Genomic DNA, 18,835 nt, shown 5'->3' with positions numbered 1-18,835 from the left:
CTAGCGCACGCCGAAGCTCGCCGGGACGGTGACGCGTGCGCCGCCGTCCTGCTGCTGCGCGGCGCGCTCGGCCTCCGTCAGCGGCTTGAGCGGCTGATCCAACCCCAGGGCCTTGCGCCGCGCCTCTTCCTTGTCGTGGGCCACCTGCAGCGCTCGCGCGTTGTTCGCGGCGATGCGCGCCGGGTTCGGCCCCATGGCGAGGAAGGCGATGGGCGCGCTCAGGAAGAGGATGGCCACGGTGATGAGCCAGGCCACGTCCCGCGCGCGGAAGCGGCCCGCGCGCTCCTTCACCACCGACGGCTGCACGAGCAGCCGCAGCTCGCCCTCCATGAGGCGCAGCGTGGTGCCCTCGTGCAGCTCCACCGCCGCGCGGCCCGGCGCGCCCGTCAGCTCCTCCGGGCCCACCGGGTGGAAGTCCGCGCCCTGGATGCTCTTCTCCACGCGCGCGGACGGCGGCACGTGGATGCGCCAGCCCTTCGGGGTGCGCTCGGCCAGGAGGAATGGCTCCTCCGGCAGCGTGAAGCCGTAGAGGGGCAGGGGGGCTGCCTCGTCCGGCGCGGCGTGGACCTGGCCCCGCTCAGGGCCGTAGCTCCAGGCCTCCGCCAGGGAGGTGCCCCAGTACAGCTCGCAGAAGAGTCCGCCGTCCGCCACCGGGGCGGAGCGCGTGGAAGGCGTGGACATGGCGGGCCGGAGCATAAGGCCTTCGCGGCCGCCCGGCCCGGCTTCGTGGGACGCGACGTCCCCTGGATGACGGGCGGCCTGCTCTTCAGGCGCCCGTCAGCTCCTTGAGCAGCGTCTCCAGCGTCTCGAAGTGCAGCGGCTTCACCAGGTGCGCGTCGAAGCCCGCGGCCCTGGAGCGCTGCCGGTCCGACTCCTGGCCATACCCCGTCACCGCCACCAGCTTGAGCGAGCGGGGATCCTCCTGCTGGCGCAGCAGCCGGGCCAGCTCGTAGCCATCCATCACCGGCAGGCCGATGTCCAGGAGCGCGATCTCCGGGCGGAAGGCCTTCGCCGCCTCGAGGCCGCTGGGGCCGTCGTAGGCGACATGCGTCGTGCAGCCCAGGAACTCCAACGACTCGGAGAGCACGTCCGCGGCGTCCCGGTTGTCGTCCACGATGAGCACGCGCGCGCTCACGGAGGCGGGCTCCTGGGGGACGTGCGCGCCGGGCTGCGGTGGGGGCAGCGCGGCGGGGACCTCCGCCTCCAGCGCGGGCAGCCGCACCGTGAAGGTGCTGCCGCGGCCCCGGCCGGCGCTGTGCGCGCTGATGGTGCCTTCGTGCAGCGTCACCAGGCTGCGCGCGATGGCGAGCCCCAGCCCCAGGCCGCCCTGGGAGCGGTCCAGGGCCTGGTGCTCCTGCACGAAGAGGTCGAACACGCGCGGCAATATCTCCGGCGCGACGCCCACGCCGGTGTCGCGCACGCTGATGACCAGCTCCCGGCCCTCGCGCGTGCCCGTCACCGCGAGGAAGCCGCCCGGCTCCGTGTACTTGGCGGCGTTGGTGAGCAGGTTGGCGAACACCTGGGCCAGCCGCGTGGGGTCGCCGTTCAGGTCCGTGCCGCGCTCGGGCAGGTCCACCTCCAGCGTGTGCTGGCGCTGCTCGATGAGCGGGCTGACCTGCTCAATGGCCTTGGCCAGCACGTCGGCGAGCGTGATTCGCTCGCGCTTGAGGGTGACCTTGCCCCGGGTGACGCGGCTGACGTCCAGCAGGTCGTCCACCATGCGCACCAGGTGCGTCACCTGCCGCTCGATGAGCGTGCGCTCGCGCTCCGCGGCCGTCTCGCCGCGCAGGCGCATGAGCTGGAGCGCGGTGAGGATGGGGGCCAGGGGGTTGCGCAGCTCGTGGCCGAGCATCGCGAGGAACTCGTCCTTGGCGCGGTTTGCGGACTCCGCCTCGCGCCGCGCGGTGGCCAGCTCCGTCACGTCGAAGACGACCACGATGATGCTGTCCACCTGGCCCTTCGCGTCGCTCATGGGCTGGTAGACGAAGTCGAAGAACACCTCGCGCGCGGACTGGTCGGGGCCGTCGTTGAAGACGACGCGCAGGGAGCGCCCGATGTACGGCTCTCCCGTCGTGAAGACGCCGTCCAGCAGCTCGTAGATGCCCTGGTGGGCCAGGTCCGGCAGGGCGTCGCGGATGGGCTTGCCCGCCAGGTCGCGGTGCGCGACGAGCTTGAGGTAGTTCTCGTTGGCGAACTCGTAGACGTGGTCCGGGCCCCGCAGGATGGCGATGCCCACGGGCGCGTGCTGGAAGATGCGCGCCATCCGCTCGCCGTGCGCGGCCTCCAGCTTGCGCAGGCGGGAACGGGTGAGCTGCGCGGTGACGCGCGAGAGCAGGTCGCGCGTGGAGAAGGGCTTCACCAGGTAGTCGTCCGCGCCCGCGGCGAGCCCCTCCTCCTGGGCCTCCTCGCCCGCGCGGGCGGACAGCAGGATGACGGGCACCGTCCGGGTGCGCTCGTCGGCGCGCAGGGCCTGGAGCAGCGCGAAGCCGTCCAGCCGGGGCATCATCACGTCGGACAGGATGAGGTCCGGGGGGCGGGCCCGCGCCGCCTGGAGCGCGGCCTCGCCATCCGCCACCGCCTCCACCGTCCAGTGGGCGCCCAGCAGCCGGCACACGTACTCGCGCATGTCCGCGTTGTCGTCCGCGAGCAGCACGCGGGCGCGCTCCTCCATGCCCGGCGAGGCCGCGTCGAGCGACGACGCTTCATCCCCCTCGCCCGGCCGGGGCGAGGCGTTCGCCAGCCAGCCCAGGGCGTCGCGCACGTAGGGGTCCGCGCTCGCGGGCAGCGAACGCTGGCTCTTCGTGGCCGTCACGTGCTCTGGCGGCAGGTGCGCGAAGCCCGTGGGGATGCGCACGGTGAAGGTGGTGCCGCGGTCCAGCTCGCTCTCGACGGTGAGCGCTCCCCCGTGCAGCCGCACCAGCTCGTGCACCAGCGCCAGGCCGATGCCGGACCCTTCGTGCGAGCGCGCGCGGACGCCGTGGACGCGGTGGAAGCGCTCGAAGAGGCGGGGCAGCTCGTGCGCGGGGATGCCGGTGCCGGTGTCGCTGACCCGCAGCTCGATGTGCCCGTCCCGCACGGCCTGCGCCACGGTGATGGTGCCGGTGAAGGTGAACTTCAGCGCGTTGGAGACGAGGTTGAGGACGATCTTCTCCCACATCTCGTGGTCCACCCACGCCGGCTCCGGCAGGGGCGGGCAGTCCACCTCGAGCACCAGCCCCGCGCGCTCGATGGCGGAGCGGAAGGCGCTGGCGAGCCCGGTGGTGAGCGCGGCCAGGTCGGTGGGCTCGTAGGCGGCGCGCACGCGCCCGGCCTCGATGCGCGCGAAGTCCAGCAGCGTGTTGACCAGCTTGCGCAGGCGCACGGCGTTGCGGTGCACCGTCTCCAGCGCGTCGCCCTGGAGCGCGCGCTCGGGGCTGGCGAGGGCGTCCTCGGTGGGGCCCAGCAGGAGCGTGAGCGGCGTGCGCAACTCGTGGCTGATGTTGCTGAAGAAGGCCGTCTTCGCGCGGTCGAGCGCGGCGAGCGCCTCCGCGCGCAGGCGCTCGTCCTGATAGGCGCGCGCGTTGGCGACGGTGGCCGCGACGTGCTCGGCGGTGGCCTGGAAGAAGGCGTGGTAGGGGGCGTCCAGGAGCCGCCGGGGGCTGACGCCACCCACGAGGAAGCCGGCGGGCCGCGACTGTCCCGGCCGCGTCAGCGCGCGCACCACGGCGAGCGACGGCGGCGTGCCCCAGCGGCCGCCGGGCAGGGCGGAGAGGCGCGCGCCCACGTCCTTCACCACGACGGCGTCGCCGGTGAGCGCGGCCTCGGCGAAGGGCCAGTCGGTGCCGGCCCCGGCGGACAGCGACTGGCGCACGGGCAGCGCGGCCAGGACCGCGTCGGGCAGCCGGCTGCCGCCCGCCAGGTGGACGGTGTCGCCGTCCGCGTCCAGCAGGTAGAGCAGGGAGAACGGCAGGTCCAGGTCGTTCTCCGCGAGCACGGCCAGGCTGGCCTGACACGCCTGCTCCGGGGACTTCGCGTCGGCGGAGCGGGCCGCCAGGTCGCGCAGCATGCGCAGCTGCCGCTCGTGCTGCACCTGCTGCGTCGTCTCGCGCACGGTGACGAGCACGCCTCCCACGTCGCCCTGCTCGTCCGGGATGGGGCTGTACGAGAACGTGTGGAACGTCTCTTCGATGAACCCGCGGCTGTTGAGGAACAGCTCCAGGTTCTCGCTCCAGGTGGCGGGGCCGCCGCCCAGCACGCTGCGCGCCATGGGGCCGACGACGTCCCAGATCTCCGACCAGACCTGCTCCCCCGGCGCGCCCAGGGAGCCGGGGTGCTTGTGGCCGAGCACCGGCCGGTACGCGTCGTTGTAGACCTGGATCATCTCCGGGCCCCACCACATGAGCATGGGGAACCGGTTGTGGAGGACGACGCCCACCATCGTCTTCAGGCTCACGGGCCAGTCGCGCGACGGGCCCAGCGGCGTGCGGGACCAGTCCATTGAGCGGACCAGCTCGCCCATCTCGCCACCTCCCGCGAAGTGGCGCTCCTCGGAAGAGGGGATGGACGGCGAGGGGGACTGGGACATTCGGGGCTCGGGGGAGGGTGTGCGCGATGGGAGGTGACCCTGGGTTGTATTGGCGCACGTATGGCCGTGCAATCAACGGGGTTGATTGCAACCGTGCAGCATCCGCCATTGCGTGGGGCTCCGCCTCCAGGACGGAAGACAGCGGGGCAGGCGTGCGGATGCCTCAGGGAGGCGCGGGCGTCACGACGCGGGGCAGGCCCGCATCGGGTGCGGGGGGCGCGGCAGCGGTCATGGGCGCGCCCGCATCCTGTCCCTGGGGAACGCTGGCAGCCATGGAAGTGCCCGCGTCCTCGGCATGCGGAGGCGGTGCGGCGGCAGCCGTGCCCGCGTCCTGCCTGGGAGGGACGCGGGCCGTCGCGTCCGTGCCCGCATCCGGAGCCGCGACCGCCGGAGCGACGCCCACGCGCACTCCCGCATCCGGGACCGGCGGCACGGCGGCTGCCGTCGGCTTCGGAGCTCCCTGCGCGACGCCCGCCGAGCGGAGCACGCCCGCGTCCGGAGCCGCCGGTGCCGACGTGGCGACGGGGGCGGCCATCGGGGCCTGCGGTGTCGCGGACGACGGCAGCGCACGGACGATCTCCGCGCCCGCGGTGGCCACGATGCCAATGGACAGGAAGAGGAACCCGGCCGTCTGCGCCACCGTCTCCACGCGCGGCGGGATGCGCCGTCCGCTCACCGCCTCGATGGCGAGCAGCAGCACCCGGCCCCCATCCAGCCCTGGCACCGGCACCAGCGTCAGCATCGCCAGCGCCACGGAGGCCGCGACCAGCGCGCGCACCAGCGCATCCAGCCCGGACGCCGTGGACGACGCGACGTCGGAGGACTCCTGGCGCATCAGCGCGCCCGGCCCGGCCTTGCCCGCGACCTCCGGCCCGCGCACCATCGCCAGCAGCGTGGTCAGCGCCTCGGTCGCCACGCGCCGGGTGTGCACCAGCGACTGGGTGAGGGCCTCGCCGGGCTCATGCGTGCGGAAGACGTACTGCTGGCTCACGCCGATGCGCCCCGCGCCGCGCTCGTCCGCCCGGGGCCGCACCGTCACCTTGCGCGGCTCGCCGTAGCGGTCCACGGACAGCTCCAGCTGCCCGCCCACGCCGTCCGCCACCCGCGCGACGAAGTCCGACCAGCTCGCCAGCGGCTTGCCGTCCACCGCCACCAGCTTGTCGCCGGGGAGCAGCTGCGCGCGCGCCGCCTCCGAACCCGGCACCACCGTGCCCACCGTCAGCGGCACCACCACGTGCGTCCCCGACGAATACAGCGCGAAGAGCAGCCCCAGCGCGACGGCGTAGTTCGCCAGCGGCCCCGCCAGGATGATGGCCATCCGCTTGAGCGGCCCCAGCGTGCCGAACCCGGACGTGTCCTCCTCCGCGGAGCGGTGCGGGTTCATCCCCTGCAGGTTCGCGGACGCGCCCAGCGGCACCGCGCCCAGCACGAACTGCGTCCCGCCCAGCCGGAACGACAGGAGCGGCGGCCCGATGCCCACGGTGAAGCGCGGCACCCGCACGCCCAACAGGCGCGCGGCCACCAGGTGCCCCAGCTCGTGGACGATGAGCAGCGCTCCGAGCGCCAGCAGGACGAAGAGGTAGTGCATCCGTGGTCGTCCGCGTGCGCCTACAGCTTGCGGCGCTTCCCCGTGCGCTTGTACGTCAGGTAGTCGGACAGGATGGTCCCGTGGTCGAAGCACAGGTCCTTGGGCAGCGCGTCCACGGAGAACGTCTTCGCCTCCGCCGCGTCGTCCGCGCCGACCGGCTCGCCCGTCGCCTTCGCGATGAACACCGTCGACAGGGTGTGCTGGCGCGGATCCCGCTTCGGATCCGAGTAGGTGAAGAACTGCTCCGTCAGCTCGACGTCCAGCCCCGTCTCCTCCTTGGCCTCGCGGATGGCCGCCTTGTCCAGGGGCTCGCCCTCGTCCACGAAGCCGCCCGGCAGCGCCCAGCCCACGGGCGGGTTCGCGCGGCGGATGAGCACGATGCGCTCTCCGGACAACTCGATGATGCAGTCCACGGTGGGTTTGGGGTTGCGGTATTCAGGCATGGCGTCGCACTCTACCCAAAGCCCCCGGGCGAGCGCCCGTTCCGGATGCCTCCCAGGGGCGATGGTGCGTGCCGTGTCTACCCTGCGACGCCTCTGCCTCCCCGTCGTCCTGGCCTCCGTCCTGACAGGCTGCCTGCCCTACAGCCAGAACCAGGGCGAGTACGAGCTGCGTCCCACGGAGACGCTGCGCGACGACTGCGGCCTCCTGGAACAGTTCGAGGGCAACCTGCAGCTGAACCTCCAGATCTCCGGACGCGTGGTACGCGCGGACTTCGGCGTGGAGAACATGCAGCTCATCGGCTACTTCCTGGAGGACGATGAGGCCTTCACCGCCGACGGCAGCGTGGCCAACGTCAGCACCACCGTCGACGGGACGAACGAGTGCCTGCTCGACCAGGTCCGCGTGCACCTGGACGCGACGACGCTGTGCTCCACGGAGTTCAGTGGACAACTGCGGCTCGCGTATGACGCCAGGAACAACCCCGGCTGCACCTGCGAGCTGTGGTTCCGCTTCGACGGCGTTCAGGGGAACACCCGCTGCGAAGGGAACCCTTGAGATAGCCAGAGGGGCTTCCTACAACAGGAGGGCTGTTCCCACGCACCATCTGGAGGGACGCCCATGTCCGCCCCGCAGGGAATCGACTCGCTCCTGACCGAGTCCCGCGTCTTCCCCCCGTCCGAGGACTTCTCCCGGCGGGCCCACATCCGCAGCATGCAGGACTACCAGCGGCTGTGGGACGAAGCCGCGAAGGATCCGGACACGTACTGGGGCGCCCGCGCCCGCGAGGAGCTCTACTGGAAGGAGCCCTTCCAGACGGTGCTGGACTGGAAGCCGCCCCACGCGCGCTGGTTCGTCGAGGGGAAGACCAACCTCGCCTACAACTGCCTGGACCGGCACCTGCCGAAGTTGAAGGACAAGCCCGCCATCCTCTTCGAGGGCGAGCCGGGCGACCGCCGCGTCCTCACCTATGGCGAGCTGTCCCGGCAGGTGAACCGGCTGGCCAACGGCCTCAAGTCGCTGGGTGTGAAGAAGGGTGACCGCGTGGGCATCTACCTGCCCATGGTGCCGGAGGCCGCCGTCGCGATGCTGGCGTGCGCGCGGCTGGGCGCGGTGCACTCGGTGGTGTTCGGCGGCTTCTCCGCGGAGGCGCTCCAGGACCGCATGAAGGACGCGGGCGCGAAGGTGCTGCTCACCGCGGACGGCGGCTGGCGCAAGGGCGCGGTGGTGCCGCTGATGAATAACGTGGAGGCCGCGCTCCCGAACGCCCCCAGCATCGAGAAGGTCGTCGTCCTCACCCGCACCGGCGACGGCCGGCTGCCCGAAGGCCCGAAGTTCGTGGCGTGGGACGCGCTGGTGAAGGGCCAGTCCGACGTCTGCGAGCCGGAGTGGGTGGAGAGCGAGCACCCGCTGTTCATCCTCTACACGTCCGGCTCCACCGGGAAGCCCAAGGGCGTGCTGCACACCACGGCCGGCTACGCGGTGAACGCGTCGCTCACCACGCGCTGGGTGTTCGACCTGCGCGACGACGACGTCTACTGGTGCACCGCGGACGTGGGCTGGGTGACGGGCCACACCTACGTCGTCTACGGCCCGCTGATGAACGGCGTCAGCACCATCATCTACGAGGGCGCGCCCACGCAGCCGGGGCCGGACCGCTTCTGGGACATCATCGAGCGCTACAAGGCCACCATCCTCTACACCGCGCCCACCGCCATCCGCGCCTTCATGCGCCTGGGCGATGCGCCGGTGAAGAAGCACGACCTGTCCTCGCTGCGGCTGTTGGGCAGCGTGGGCGAGCCCATCAACCCCGAGGCGTGGATGTGGTACCGCGACGTCATCGGCGGTGGGCGGTGCCCCGTCGTGGACACGTGGTGGCAGACGGAGACGGGCAGCATCATGATCTCCCCGCTGCCCGGCGCCACGCCCACCAAGCCCGGCTCGGCCACCTTCCCGCTGCCCGGCATCCACGCGGAGATCCTGGACCGCGACGGCAAGCGCGTGGCGAAGGGGCAGGGCGGGCTGCTCTTCGTGACCCGGCCCTGGCCGTCCATGCTGCGCACCGTGTACGGGGATCCGGAGCGCTACGTGAGCACGTACTTCAGCGAGCTGCCCGGCATGTACTTCACCGGTGACGGCGCCCGCACGGACAAGGACGGCTACGTGTGGCTGCTGGGGCGCGTGGACGACGTGGTGAACGTGGCGGGCCACCGCCTGGGCACCGCGGAGGTGGAGAGCGCGCTCGTGGCGCACCCGAAGGTCTCCGAGGCCGCCGTGGTGGGCCGCCCGGATGACCTGAAGGGCACGGCGCTCGTGGCGTTCGTGACGCTCAAGCAGGGCAACGCTCCCTCGGACGCGCTCAAGAAGGAGCTGGCCACGCACGTGGGCAAGGAGATTGGCGCCATCGCGCGGCCGGATGTGATCCGCTTCGCGGAAGGGCTGCCCAAGACGCGCTCCGGGAAGATCATGCGCCGGCTCCTGCGCGACGTGGCCGCGGACAAGCAGTCCACGCAGGACACCTCCACCCTGGAGGACCTCAACGTGCTGGCGGCGCTGCGCCAGGGCGACGAGTAGCCTCCGGGTACTCCAGCGGCCGCTCCCTCAAGCGTCCTTCGGGTCCTTGGTGGGGCGGCCGTACTTGTCCTTCATCTGCGCGCGGTCCGCCTTGCTCCACCAGATGCGGGAGCTCCAGAGGGCGGGGCCCAGCACGACCGTGAGGACGAAGAACACCACCAGGCCCACCACGATCTCCGTCACGTCTACCTCCCAAGGGACGCCCGGGGGTCGGAAGGCCCCGGGCAGGCAAAGCGCAACCCTAGCGTCCCCGCGCGGCGGGGGCCATCGCGCGGGGGGGCCGGGAAGTAGCGCGGCGTTCGCGGGCCATCGGCTTCACGCATGGTGCCTGTGGCAGGGCTTCGGGCCCGGGGACCGGACGGCCGGGCAACCTGCCCGGGCGGGCAGCGGGCGACGGTCCTGCTAGATTGCGCCGCCATGAACCGACTCCCCTCGACCCTCCTCACCGCGCTGCCGCTGACGGCGGTGCTCGTGGCCCCCGTCGTCGCGGACGCCTGCACCAGCATGCTGGTGACCAAGGGCGCCACGACGGATGGCTCCACGTTCATCACCTACGCGGCGGACGCGCACGAGCTGTACGGTGAGCTGTATTACACGCCCGCGCGCCGCCACGCGGCGGGCGCCATGCGCGACGTCGTGGAGTGGGACTCGGGCAAGTTCCTGGGCCGCATCCCGCAGCCGGCCTCCACCTATTCGGTGGTGGGCAACATGAACGAGCACCAGCTGTCCATCAGCGAGTCCACCTTCACGGGCCGCAAGGAGCTGGAGGGCCCCGCGGGCATCATCGATTACGGCTCGCTCATCTACATCGCGCTGGAGCGCGCGAAGACGGCGCGCGAGGCCATCCAGGTGATGACGGACCTGGTCGCCCAGTACGGCTACGCGTCCACCGGTGAGACGTTCTCCATCGCCGACCCGAAGGAGGCGTGGATCCTGGAGATGATCGGCAAGGGCGAGGGGCAGAAGGGCGCGGTGTGGGTGGCCCGCAAGCTGCCGGACGGCTACATCTCCGCGCACGCCAACCAGTCGCGCATCCGCCAGTTCCCGCTCAACGACAGCGCCACCACGCTGTACTCGCCGGACGTCATCTCCTTCGCGCGCGCGAAGGGCTGGTACTCGGGCGCGGACAAGGACTTCAGCTTCGCGGACACGTACCACCCGCTGGACTTCGGCGGGCAGCGCTTCAGCGAGGCGCGCGTGTGGAGCATCTTCCGCCGCGCAGCCCCGTCCCTGAAGCTGGGCGTGGAGTACGCGGACGGCGCGGACCTCACCAAGCGGCTGCCGCTGTGGGTCAAGCCGGACAAGAAGGTGTCCGTGCAGGACGCCATGGCCCTCATGCGCGACCACTTCGAGGGCACGCCGCTGGACATGTCCAAGGACGTGGGCGCGGGGCCCTACGCGGTGCCCTACCGCTGGCGCCCCATGACGTGGGACGTGGACGGCAAGAGCTACGTCCACGAGCGCGCCATCTCCACGCAGCAGACGGGCTTCTCCTTCGTCGCGCAGATGCGCTCGACGCTGCCGGACGCCATTGGCGGCGTGCTCTGGTTCGGCGTGGATGACACCTTCACCACCGTCTACACGCCCATGTACGCGGGCATCCGGCAGGTGCCGAAGAACTTCGCGCAAGGGGTGGCCAGCCGCGGCGAGTTCTCCTGGGATTCGTCCTTCTGGGTCTTCAACTGGGTGTCGAACCAGGCCTACGGGCGCTGGAGCGACATGATCGTGGACGTTCAGAAGGCCCAGGGCGACCTGGAGGGCCAGTTCCTCGCGGATCAGTCCAACGTGGAGAGCATCGCGCAGGTGCTCTACAAGCGGACGCCGGAGCAGGCCCGCCAGTACCTCACCGAGTACTCCATGCAGCAGGGCGACAAGGTGCACTCGCGCTGGCGCAAGCTGGGGGAGCAGCTGCTCGTGAAGTACATCGACGGCAACGTGCGCGACGCCACGGGCAAGGTGGGCCACCCGCGCTACCCGGACTCCTGGTACCGCCGCATCGCCGCGGACAACGGCAAGATGCTGGAGTCGCGTGAGCCGCCGGAGCCGAAGCCCGCGGCCCCCGCGGCGGCCCCGGTCCCCGCCGCGCCGGCCCAGCCCGCCGCCCCCGCGCAGCTGGCCCCGAAGCCCACGGTCGCTCCGGCGCCCTGAAGCCTCGGGAATTCCCGGCGCGCGGTGTCCGCTGGTGGGACTCCGTGCGCCGGGCCCGCACGTTCTCGCGTGTGTCGGTGGATGGCTTGTGGCAGTGAGAGCCCCGGGCGGGAGAGTGCGCGCCCGTTCCCGGAGGACGGTTCCTTGAGTGACGCCCCCACCGAAATGGCGCTGCCGTTCCGGGATGACGAACTGGCGGACTTCCTCGAGCGGACCAGCCGCACGTTCGCGCTGGCCATCCCGCTGCTCGACGAGCCGCTGCGCCGCGAGGTGGGGCTGGGCTACCTGCTCCTGCGCGTCGCGGACACGCTGGAGGACGCCGCCCCCTGGACGCGCGACGAACGCCGCGACGCGCTGGCCGGCTTCGCGGCGCTGCTCCAGGAGACGCCGGGCGTGGACGCCGGGGCGCTGTCCCGCGAGTGGCTTTCGCGCCGTCCCAGCGAGAACGCGGGCTATCTGGATCTGCTCGCGCGCACCCCCGAGCTGCTGGCGAGCCTGGACGCGCTGCGCCCGGAGGCCGGCGCCATCCTGCGCCACTTCGTGCTCAAGACGGTGCAGGGCATGGGGCAGGTGCTGGCGGGCGCGTCGGACACCGGCCTGGTGAAGCTCGGGTCGCTCCAGTCCCTGCGTGACTATTGCTACATCGTGGCGGGACTGGTGGGCGAGCTGCTCACGGAGCTGTTCGTCCTGGACGCGCGCCTCGCGCCGTACTCGCCGAACCTGCGCTCGCTGGCGCCGCTGTTCGGCGAGGCGCTCCAGCTGGTCAACATCCTCAAGGACGCGCGGCAGGACCGGAAGGAGGGGCGCGTGTGGCTCCCGGACGGCGTGCAGCTCCAGGACGTGGAGCAGCTCGCGGGCCAGGACCTCATCGCCGCCGCGCGCTATGTGCGCGCGCTGTTCCTGGCGGGGGCGCCCCGGGACATGCTCGCCTTCACCGCGCTGCCGCTGATGCTGGCGCAGGCAACCCTGGAGCTGCTGGTGCGCGACGGCGCGGGCGCCAAGGTGTCGCGCGCGGTGGTGGCGGCCCAGCTCACCACCCTTCACGCCGCGCTCGAGCGGGGCACACTCCCGGAGTCGGTGGAGGCGCTCGCGGGGCCCATGCCGGGCGGCCCCTGAAAAGCGTTGTCCGGGAAGCAACTCCACGGCGGCGGGGCGGGATAATTCCCATGAAGGTGTTCCCCCCTGGAGTCGACTCCATGAACTGCGCCCGCTCGGCCCCGGCGGTCATCGTCTATTTCCCCGCGCGTTCGGAGTCCTCGCCCCTGCGGGTGCAGCGCCGGGCGCTCCAGCAGGAGCGGAAGGGCGTCGCGGGGGGGCCGCCGTTCGCTGCGACGCGTCAGCGCGGGCTGTGGACATTCCAGACGCCCGCGGGGCCTGAGCGGTGGTTGCCCGGCCGGGTGCGGGGCAAGGACCGGATGCAGGCGTTCCTCCTGGACGTGCTGGGCTTCGGCGCGCTCATCCAGGCGTACGACATGACGGGGGACACGCGCAGCGACTCGCTGCCCGGGCACCCGGACTTCGCGAAGAACTTCGACCTGTTCCTGCACCACTACGCGGGCGCGCTGCTCAAGCGCGCCGCGCCAGAGGTGGCCTTCGCCCGCGCGCTGGGGCAGGTGGTGATGCTCAACGGCCAGCAGTGGGCCGGGCTGGGCTTCACGCTGACGGACGCAGGCCAGCGGCTGGTGGACGCGTGGCTGGAGGAGCAGGGCGTGGTGCTCAGCCCTCCCTTCTGAGCCACACCCGCAGCGGTCCTCCCGCCTCGAAGCCCAGCGCCCGCCAGGTGTCGAGCGCCTCGCCGCGCTCGTAGCCGACGACGGGCCGCCCCGGGAAGTGCGCCCGGAGCCGCGCGAGCAACTCCGCGTCCAGGCACGCGGGCGCGCCTTCGACGCGGAACGTATTCGACAGGCCGATGACGTCCGCGCCGAAGAACGCGATGCCACCGGCCACGAGCCGCTTCCCATCTCCCGCGGCGAGGAAGACGACGCCCTCGTCCTGGAGGAGCGCAGGGGGGAAGACGCGCGAGGGTCGGGCTCCCTCGGGCTGGCCGCTCCAGGCCGCCTCCCAAGCCTCCAGCTCCTCCGGAGTCCCCACCGTGCGCCACGCCACCTCCGAAGAGGACTCCGGCGCGGGGTTGAGCCACAGGCCCTGCTCGAACCGGCCCGGATGGCCATGGGCGCGGCAGACGGTGTCGCACCACTCCGCGTTGTTCTGGACAGCGGGAAGCCAGGGTGGGGCAGGGGCCATGGCCCAAGAGCATAGGGCCGGCGTTGCCTGCCGGGGCTCGGCCACCCGCCTGCCTCCAGAGGGGGCCTCGGGAGACCCTGGGCGGACGGCGGGAGTCCGGATATGGGTAGGGCGATGACTGCCCTGGCCTACCCCATGCCGCTGTGTATCGCGCCGATGATGGACTGGACGGACCGGCACTGCCGGTACTTCTTCCGCCTCATCTCCCGCCACACGCTGCTCTACACGGAGATGGTGACCACGGGCGCGGTGCTGCACGGCAAGCGCGACCGCCTGCTGGGCTTCTCACCCGCCGAGCACCCGGTGGCCCTCCAGCTGGGCGGCTCGGAGCCCGCGGACCTGGCCGCCTCCGCGCGCATTGGCGAGGAGTGGGGCTACGACGAGATCAACCTCAACGTGGGCTGCCCCAGCGACCGCGTGCAGTCCGGCCGCTTCGGCGCGTGCCTGATGGCGGAGCCGGACCTGGTGGCGCGCGGCGTGGCCGCCATGCGGGAGGCGGTGCGCATCCCGGTGACGGTGAAGTCGCGCATCGCCATCGACGACATGGAGGAGTGGCCCACGCTGGAGGACTTCGTGAAGCGCGTCTCCGCGGCGGGCTGCACGCGCTTCATCGTGCACGCGCGCAAGGCGTGGCTGCAGGGCCTGTCCCCCAAGGAGAACCGGGACGTGCCGCCCCTGCGCTACGAGCTGGTGCACCGGCTCAAGGCCGAGTTCCCGCACCTGGACATCACCCTCAACGGCGGCATCAAGACGCTGGACGCGGCGGCCGAGCACCTGGGCCGCGTGGACGGCGTGATGATGGGCCGCGCGCCCTATGAATCCCCCTACCTCCTGGCGGACGCGGACCGGCGCTTCTTCGGGAGCACGCAGCCGCCCCTCACGCGCCACGAGGTGGTGGACGCGATGCTGCCGTACATCGAAGCGCAGATGAGCCAGGGGGCGCCGCTGGGCGCCATCACCCGGCACATGCTGGGCCTCTTCCAGGGGCTGCCCGGCGCGCGCGCCTGGCGCCGGCACCTGAGCGAGAACGCGCACAAGGACGGCGCGAGCCCGGAGGTGGTGCGCGTTGCCGCCGCGAAGGTGCCGCGCGACGCGGACCTCCAGGCCGTGGCCTGACTTCAGCGCTTGGGCACGGTGGTGCAGCACCCGGTGCGTGCGCAGCGCACCCAGCCCTGGTCCTGGCAGAGCTGATCATTCGTGCACGCGGGCCCATGGCCCGGCTGCCCGCAGAGGGAGGACGGACCGCCTCCGCCCCCGCCGCTGTCGAAGGGCATCGCGGCCTGGATGTTCACGGTGGGGCAGCGGGGGTGGGCGGCATTGCTCGCGCAGTCGTTGGCGTTGGTCGTGATGACGTTGCGCGGACACGCCATGAGCGCCGCGGGGCGCAGCTGGTCATCCACCGAAAGGCAGACGCCCACCGCCGTCAGGTTGCAGTCCGGGTCGCAGCTGAAGACCACGCCGTCGTCCCGGCCGAACGAGGCCCGAAGCTCCTCCAGCGCCACGCTCCCGCCGACGTTGCCTCCAATCGCGGCGGGCGTCCCCCGCTCGCCCGGCAATGACAGCAGCGCGTCGAGGGTGCTCTGGAAATAGTTCCGCGCATCCATCCCCGTGCAGCTGCCGTGCTTGGGCCACTCATGGTTCGCGAGGAAGAAGTTGTCCGTGACGAAGCCCGGGCCGTAGGTGCCCATGGCGTGCGGAATCGCGGCGGGGTCGGGGAAGCACCCCGGGGGGGCGTCGCTGTCCTGGCACTCACAGAGCCCGCCGCAGTACGCCGGATAGGTGCAGTGCAGCTGCCGCGCCTGCTCGTCGTTGAACTGCGGCCACAGGCCGTGGAGGGTGAGGTGCGTCGCGCCGAAGGTGCCTTCCAGGTGCTCGCACTCCTCCTTGTCCGGATGGCTGCGGCAGAAGGTGGGGGCCCACGTCAGCGCCAGCACGTACGTGTCAAAGCGTGGCGTGGCGCATGCGCCCGCTTGCGGCGTGTCGCAGCCGCCGGCGAAACAGTTGCAGGCGGTGGCCTCGGGCCGGCCGAACTCGAACTCGATGGCGTTGGAGTTCGCCAGGTGGCTCGGCCGGGCGGTGACGGTGGGGGGCGCGGGCGGAGGCGCGGGAGGCGGCTCGTGATGCGTACGGCAGCCCTGCGCGATGACCAGACATGCCCACAGGGCAGGGCGCGACGGTAGGCGCATGGCTCGATTCCCTCGGGACCGGGTCGCTTCGGCGGCACGAAGGTACGGAGGTGGGGACGGGCGCTACAGCCCGTGCTCCGGTCCACCTCCCGCGTCCGGGCTGAACCCTTTCCTCCAGCGGGGGGGACGCCCAGATTGCCCGTGGAACCCATCCGCCGGGAGGGACGGCACCATGGCACGCGCCATCATCAAGAAGGCCAACGAGGCGGACGAGCGCCGGCCCTTCGTGTCGCACGGAGAGGCTTCAATCCTGAACCTGGGAGCGCTCAGCATCGGCAGGGGCTACTTCGAGCCGGGCTGGCAGTGGTCGAAGCACGTGAAGCCCCTCGCCGGCACGGAGAGCTGCGAGGTGGTCCACACCCTCAACGTCCTGTCCGGGCGGATGCACATCCAGATGCGCGACGGCCAGGAGCTGGACCTGGAGCCCGGCGACATCGCCTTCATTCCGTCGGGGCATGACGCCTGGGTCGTGGGGGATGAGCCCTGCCGCGTCGTCGACTTCACGGGCGCGGAGGACTACGCCCGGACCGTGATGGGCAGGGGGGAGCCGGAGCAGCCGCCGCTCCAGTAGCCCTGAGGCGGGGCGCGCGGATCAGCGGATGCCCAGAGGTGCGCGGCATGGCCCGCGGCCGCCGCTGGAGCTCCGGCGCGGTCGCACTGGCCAGACCGCCGGTCTTCACGGGATGAGAGGAATTGGAGGCTCGCGTCGGCCTCGTCGAGGTCCAGCTTCTGGGAGAACAGCTCCGGCGCCCCCAGGCGGACGCAGGGCCTGTCCGGCTGCGGGAGGTAGGAAGCGGTGCCAGGTGTCCGCGTCGATGAGCGCGATGGCGCTCTCCGTGCTCGCCCGGCAGGTCGCGCCGTCCGCCCTGCGATGCCGCCTCCCACCGCGAGGACGCCGGGGATGTGGCCCCTCTGTCTATCCGCCCTCCGCTCGAGGCGGCGTCGCGCACGTGCCAGGGAGTCCGCATCACCCCAGTGTGCGAGTGAAATGACTTGTACGAACGTACGAGACGCACTGTGTTGGATGTGGATGGGATTGAAACATGTAAATCGAGACAGGCGAGACACGTTTCAGAGGGAACGGGTGTCGCCTGACCTGTGACGCCGTGGCTCAATGCGGGGCATTTTGCCCCGTCTTGAAACAGGCTGCGTGAAATCATCCGTAACCTTGTTGAGTGTGGCTGGGTTTGTTATTGTTGAATGGTTGAAATATTTCTCGTCGTGGGGGTCGGCCCACCTTCATGGCAACACCTGACAACAAGCAGGGCATGGCGCGCGAGCACGTGCCCTCGAGAGCGCCTCCCTCCGTGTCCCTACGTCCGCCGATGTCGCTGCGCCCCCGGGGCGGCACGTGATGACGATCCCAGGTGACATGCCGTCGGAGACCGCAGCGGAATGGCAGAAGGTGCTGGCCGTCTTCGCGGACGAGGCGGAGGGGTTGGTCTCCGCCATGGAGGAGCACCTCCTCGCGCTCGAGGTGTCTCCCTCGGAAGCGCTGCTCCCGGACGTCCTTCGCGGGGCCCACACGCTGAAGGGAGCGGCGGCGTCGCTCGGCTTCCAGGCCGTGACGGACTACACGCACGGCGTGGAGGACCTCCTCCAGGCCCTGCTCCACGGGGACCTCGTCCTGGATGAGAAGCGGGTGTCGCTGCTGCTCGGGGCGGTGGATCACCTCCGGGAGCTGTGCCGGGCGTCGCTTTCGGGCGTGGACTCGCTGGGCTTGGTGCATCAGGCCCACCTCTCCCGGCTGCGGGAGGGCATCGTCGCGGGGGCCCCCACGAAGGCGCTGGCCTCTCCCACCGGCCTGCCGCGCGCGCCGGAGTCCCGGAGCACCGCGCGGTCCCGCGCGCGCATGGACCTGGAGCGCCTGGACCGCATCGTCACCCTCACCGCGGAGCTGTCCGTGGCGCGCGGGCGGATGGCGCAGTTCCTGGCGCGCGCGGAGGAGTCCGGCGCGCGCTGGGAGGACGCCCTCACCCAGCAGCGGGAGATGGATTCGCTCTTCGAGTCGCTCCAGGAAGAGGTGATGCGGGCGCGGATGGTCCCGGTGGGGCCGCTGTTCCGTCAGCACCTGCGCACCGTGCGCGAGCTGGCCCGCTCCCAGCAGAAGCTGGCCCAACTGGAGCTGGAGGGCGAGGACGCCACGCTGGACACCGCGGTGCTGGACGCGCTGCGCGACCCGCTGCTCCACCTCCTGCGCAACGCGCTGGACCACGGCATCGAGTCGCCGGACGAGCGTCGCGCCGCGGGCAAGGATCCCCGGGGCCGCCTGCGGCTCCGGGCCTACCATGACGCAGGCAGCGTCGTGGTGGAGCTGTCCGACGACGGCCGGGGCATCCAGCGCGAGCGGGTGCGCGAGCGCGCGCGGCAGAAGGGGCTGGTCGCGGCGCCCGAGCGGCTGCGCGACGACGAGCTCTTGCGCCTCATCTTCGAGCCCGGCTTCACCACCGCCACCGAGGTCACGGAGCTGTCCGGCCGCGGCGTGGGCATGGACGTGGTGCGCCGGGACATCGAGGCCCTGCGCGGCACCGTGGCCATCCAGAGCCAGGAGGGGCAGGGCACCACGCTGACCCTGCGGCTGCCGCTCACGCTCGCGGTCATCCAGGGCTTCGCCATGGGCGTGGGGGACCAGGTGTACGTCGTCCCCATTGAAAGCGTGCAGGAGTGCATGGAGGTCCCCGGCGGCGAGCGCACGGCAGAGGCCTCCGGCGTCCTGTCCCTGCGAGGTCAGCCCCTGCCGTACCTGCGGCTGCGCCAGGTGTTCTCCCTGGGCGGGGACTCGCCGGCCCGGGAGAACGTCGTCGTCCTCAAGCATCCGGACGGCGTCATCGGGCTGGCGGTGGACGAACTCCAGGGCGATGGTCAGCGGGTCATCCGGCCCCTGGGGCGCCTCTTCCAGGGCGTCCCCGGCATCTCCGGCTCCACCATCCTGGGCGACGGCCGGGTGGCGCTCCTCCTGGACACGCCCGCGCTGGTGCGCAGGGCCATCCTCCAGGCCTCTGCCGCCGCGCCCGCTCCCACCGCTCCGCAGGAAGTCCCCTCTTCCGCCCCCCGGGCGCCCTGAATCATCCGTCGCAGCATCGGAGTCAC

At 71.8% G+C, this 18,835-nt stretch carries 15 protein-coding genes; 8 read left to right on the top strand and 7 right to left on the bottom strand.

Features of this window, described 5'->3' with window-relative positions; genetic code table 11:
• The 4 genes from KYK13_RS26735 to KYK13_RS26720 form a co-directional block, all read right to left on the bottom strand.
• Window positions 1-681, bottom strand: a complete 681-nt coding sequence (locus tag KYK13_RS26735; RefSeq protein WP_223635027.1) for a hypothetical protein — start codon at window positions 679-681, stop codon at window positions 1-3.
• 85 nt (window positions 682-766) lie between these two features.
• Window positions 767-4,564, bottom strand: a complete 3,798-nt coding sequence (locus tag KYK13_RS26730) for an ATP-binding protein (RefSeq protein ID WP_223635024.1) — start codon at window positions 4,562-4,564, stop codon at window positions 767-769.
• Window positions 4,565-4,727: 163 nt separating this feature from the next.
• Window positions 4,728-6,152 carry an RIP metalloprotease gene (locus KYK13_RS26725; RefSeq protein WP_223635021.1) on the bottom strand — a complete coding sequence of 475 codons (1,425 nt, stop codon included), beginning with the start codon at window positions 6,150-6,152 and terminating at the stop codon, window positions 4,728-4,730.
• Between the two features lie 20 nt (window positions 6,153-6,172).
• Window positions 6,173-6,595, bottom strand: a complete 423-nt coding sequence (locus KYK13_RS26720; RefSeq protein WP_223635018.1) for an NUDIX hydrolase — start codon at window positions 6,593-6,595, stop codon at window positions 6,173-6,175.
• 73 nt (window positions 6,596-6,668) lie between these two features.
• On the opposite strand from KYK13_RS26720, the gene KYK13_RS26715 reads away from it, so the two are divergent.
• Both KYK13_RS26715 and acs read left to right on the top strand, forming a co-directional pair.
• The gene (locus KYK13_RS26715; protein WP_223635015.1) at window positions 6,669-7,151 is read left to right on the top strand and encodes a hypothetical protein; all 483 of its coding nucleotides are present in this window, start codon (window positions 6,669-6,671) and stop codon (window positions 7,149-7,151) included.
• A gap of 63 nt (window positions 7,152-7,214) precedes the next feature.
• Window positions 7,215-9,167, top strand: a complete 1,953-nt coding sequence (gene acs, locus KYK13_RS26710; RefSeq protein ID WP_223635012.1) for an acetate--CoA ligase — start codon at window positions 7,215-7,217, stop codon at window positions 9,165-9,167.
• A 27-nt stretch (window positions 9,168-9,194) separates the two neighbouring features.
• On the opposite strand, the gene KYK13_RS26705 is transcribed toward acs, so the two are convergent.
• Window positions 9,195-9,350, bottom strand: coding sequence for a hypothetical protein (locus tag KYK13_RS26705; RefSeq protein ID WP_223635009.1), 156 nt, complete (start codon window positions 9,348-9,350; stop codon window positions 9,195-9,197).
• Between the two features lie 234 nt (window positions 9,351-9,584).
• On the opposite strand from KYK13_RS26705, the gene KYK13_RS26700 reads away from it, so the two are divergent.
• From KYK13_RS26700 to KYK13_RS26690, 3 genes are all read left to right on the top strand, one after another.
• The gene (locus tag KYK13_RS26700) at window positions 9,585-11,315 is read left to right on the top strand and encodes a dipeptidase (RefSeq protein WP_223635006.1); all 1,731 of its coding nucleotides are present in this window, start codon (window positions 9,585-9,587) and stop codon (window positions 11,313-11,315) included.
• Window positions 11,316-11,459: 144 nt separating this feature from the next.
• Window positions 11,460-12,431, top strand: a complete 972-nt coding sequence (locus KYK13_RS26695) for a squalene/phytoene synthase family protein (RefSeq protein ID WP_223635004.1) — start codon at window positions 11,460-11,462, stop codon at window positions 12,429-12,431.
• Window positions 12,432-12,481: 50 nt separating this feature from the next.
• Window positions 12,482-13,048 carry a hypothetical protein gene (locus tag KYK13_RS26690; RefSeq protein ID WP_223635002.1) on the top strand — a complete coding sequence of 189 codons (567 nt, stop codon included), beginning with the start codon at window positions 12,482-12,484 and terminating at the stop codon, window positions 13,046-13,048.
• On the opposite strand, the gene KYK13_RS26685 is transcribed toward KYK13_RS26690, so the two are convergent.
• Window positions 13,032-13,559, bottom strand: coding sequence for a hypothetical protein (locus tag KYK13_RS26685; RefSeq protein WP_223635000.1), 528 nt, complete (start codon window positions 13,557-13,559; stop codon window positions 13,032-13,034). The two genes, KYK13_RS26690 and KYK13_RS26685, sit on opposite strands and share 17 nt — an antisense overlap.
• A gap of 114 nt (window positions 13,560-13,673) precedes the next feature.
• Here KYK13_RS26685 and dusA point away from each other — a divergent pair, with 114 nt between their 5' ends.
• Complete coding sequence (dusA, locus tag KYK13_RS26680; protein ID WP_223634998.1) at window positions 13,674-14,675, top strand: tRNA dihydrouridine(20/20a) synthase DusA; 1,002 nt, start codon at window positions 13,674-13,676, stop codon at window positions 14,673-14,675.
• A 2-nt stretch (window positions 14,676-14,677) separates the two neighbouring features.
• Here the strand turns inward: dusA and KYK13_RS26675 are convergent, their stop codons facing one another.
• Window positions 14,678-15,745, bottom strand: a complete 1,068-nt coding sequence (locus KYK13_RS26675) for a hypothetical protein (protein ID WP_223634996.1) — start codon at window positions 15,743-15,745, stop codon at window positions 14,678-14,680.
• A gap of 172 nt (window positions 15,746-15,917) precedes the next feature.
• Between KYK13_RS26675 and KYK13_RS26670 the strand changes: the two genes are divergently transcribed.
• Window positions 15,918-16,316, top strand: coding sequence for a cupin domain-containing protein (locus tag KYK13_RS26670; RefSeq protein WP_223634994.1), 399 nt, complete (start codon window positions 15,918-15,920; stop codon window positions 16,314-16,316).
• A gap of 801 nt (window positions 16,317-17,117) precedes the next feature.
• Complete coding sequence (locus KYK13_RS26665) at window positions 17,118-18,809, top strand: chemotaxis protein CheA (protein ID WP_223634993.1); 1,692 nt, start codon at window positions 17,118-17,120, stop codon at window positions 18,807-18,809.
• Window positions 18,810-18,835 lie beyond the last annotated feature (26 nt).

Origin of the sequence: Corallococcus sp. EGB, from assembly GCF_019968905.1 — a bacterium.
Taxonomy (GTDB): Bacteria; Myxococcota; Myxococcia; order Myxococcales; family Myxococcaceae; genus Corallococcus.
The sequence above is the reverse complement of the archived record's forward strand: the minus strand, read 5'-3'. Positions and strand labels throughout refer to the sequence as shown.

Coding starts and splice junctions, on each gene's coding strand:
- KYK13_RS26735 (WP_223635027.1), bottom strand. CDS start 681: ATGTCCACGCCTTCCACGCGCTCCGCCCCGGTGGCGGACGGCGGACTC.
- KYK13_RS26730 (WP_223635024.1), bottom strand. CDS start 4,564: ATGTCCCAGTCCCCCTCGCCGTCCATCCCCTCTTCCGAGGAGCGCCAC.
- KYK13_RS26725 (WP_223635021.1), bottom strand. CDS start 6,152: ATGCACTACCTCTTCGTCCTGCTGGCGCTCGGAGCGCTGCTCATCGTC.
- KYK13_RS26720 (WP_223635018.1), bottom strand. CDS start 6,595: ATGCCTGAATACCGCAACCCCAAACCCACCGTGGACTGCATCATCGAG.
- acs (WP_223635012.1), top strand. CDS start 7,215: ATGTCCGCCCCGCAGGGAATCGACTCGCTCCTGACCGAGTCCCGCGTC.
- KYK13_RS26700 (WP_223635006.1), top strand. CDS start 9,585: ATGAACCGACTCCCCTCGACCCTCCTCACCGCGCTGCCGCTGACGGCG.
- KYK13_RS26690 (WP_223635002.1), top strand. CDS start 12,482: ATGAAGGTGTTCCCCCCTGGAGTCGACTCCATGAACTGCGCCCGCTCG.
- KYK13_RS26685 (WP_223635000.1), bottom strand. CDS start 13,559: ATGGCCCCTGCCCCACCCTGGCTTCCCGCTGTCCAGAACAACGCGGAG.
- dusA (WP_223634998.1), top strand. CDS start 13,674: ATGACTGCCCTGGCCTACCCCATGCCGCTGTGTATCGCGCCGATGATG.
- KYK13_RS26675 (WP_223634996.1), bottom strand. CDS start 15,745: ATGCGCCTACCGTCGCGCCCTGCCCTGTGGGCATGTCTGGTCATCGCG.
- KYK13_RS26670 (WP_223634994.1), top strand. CDS start 15,918: ATGGCACGCGCCATCATCAAGAAGGCCAACGAGGCGGACGAGCGCCGG.
- KYK13_RS26665 (WP_223634993.1), top strand. CDS start 17,118: ATGCCGTCGGAGACCGCAGCGGAATGGCAGAAGGTGCTGGCCGTCTTC.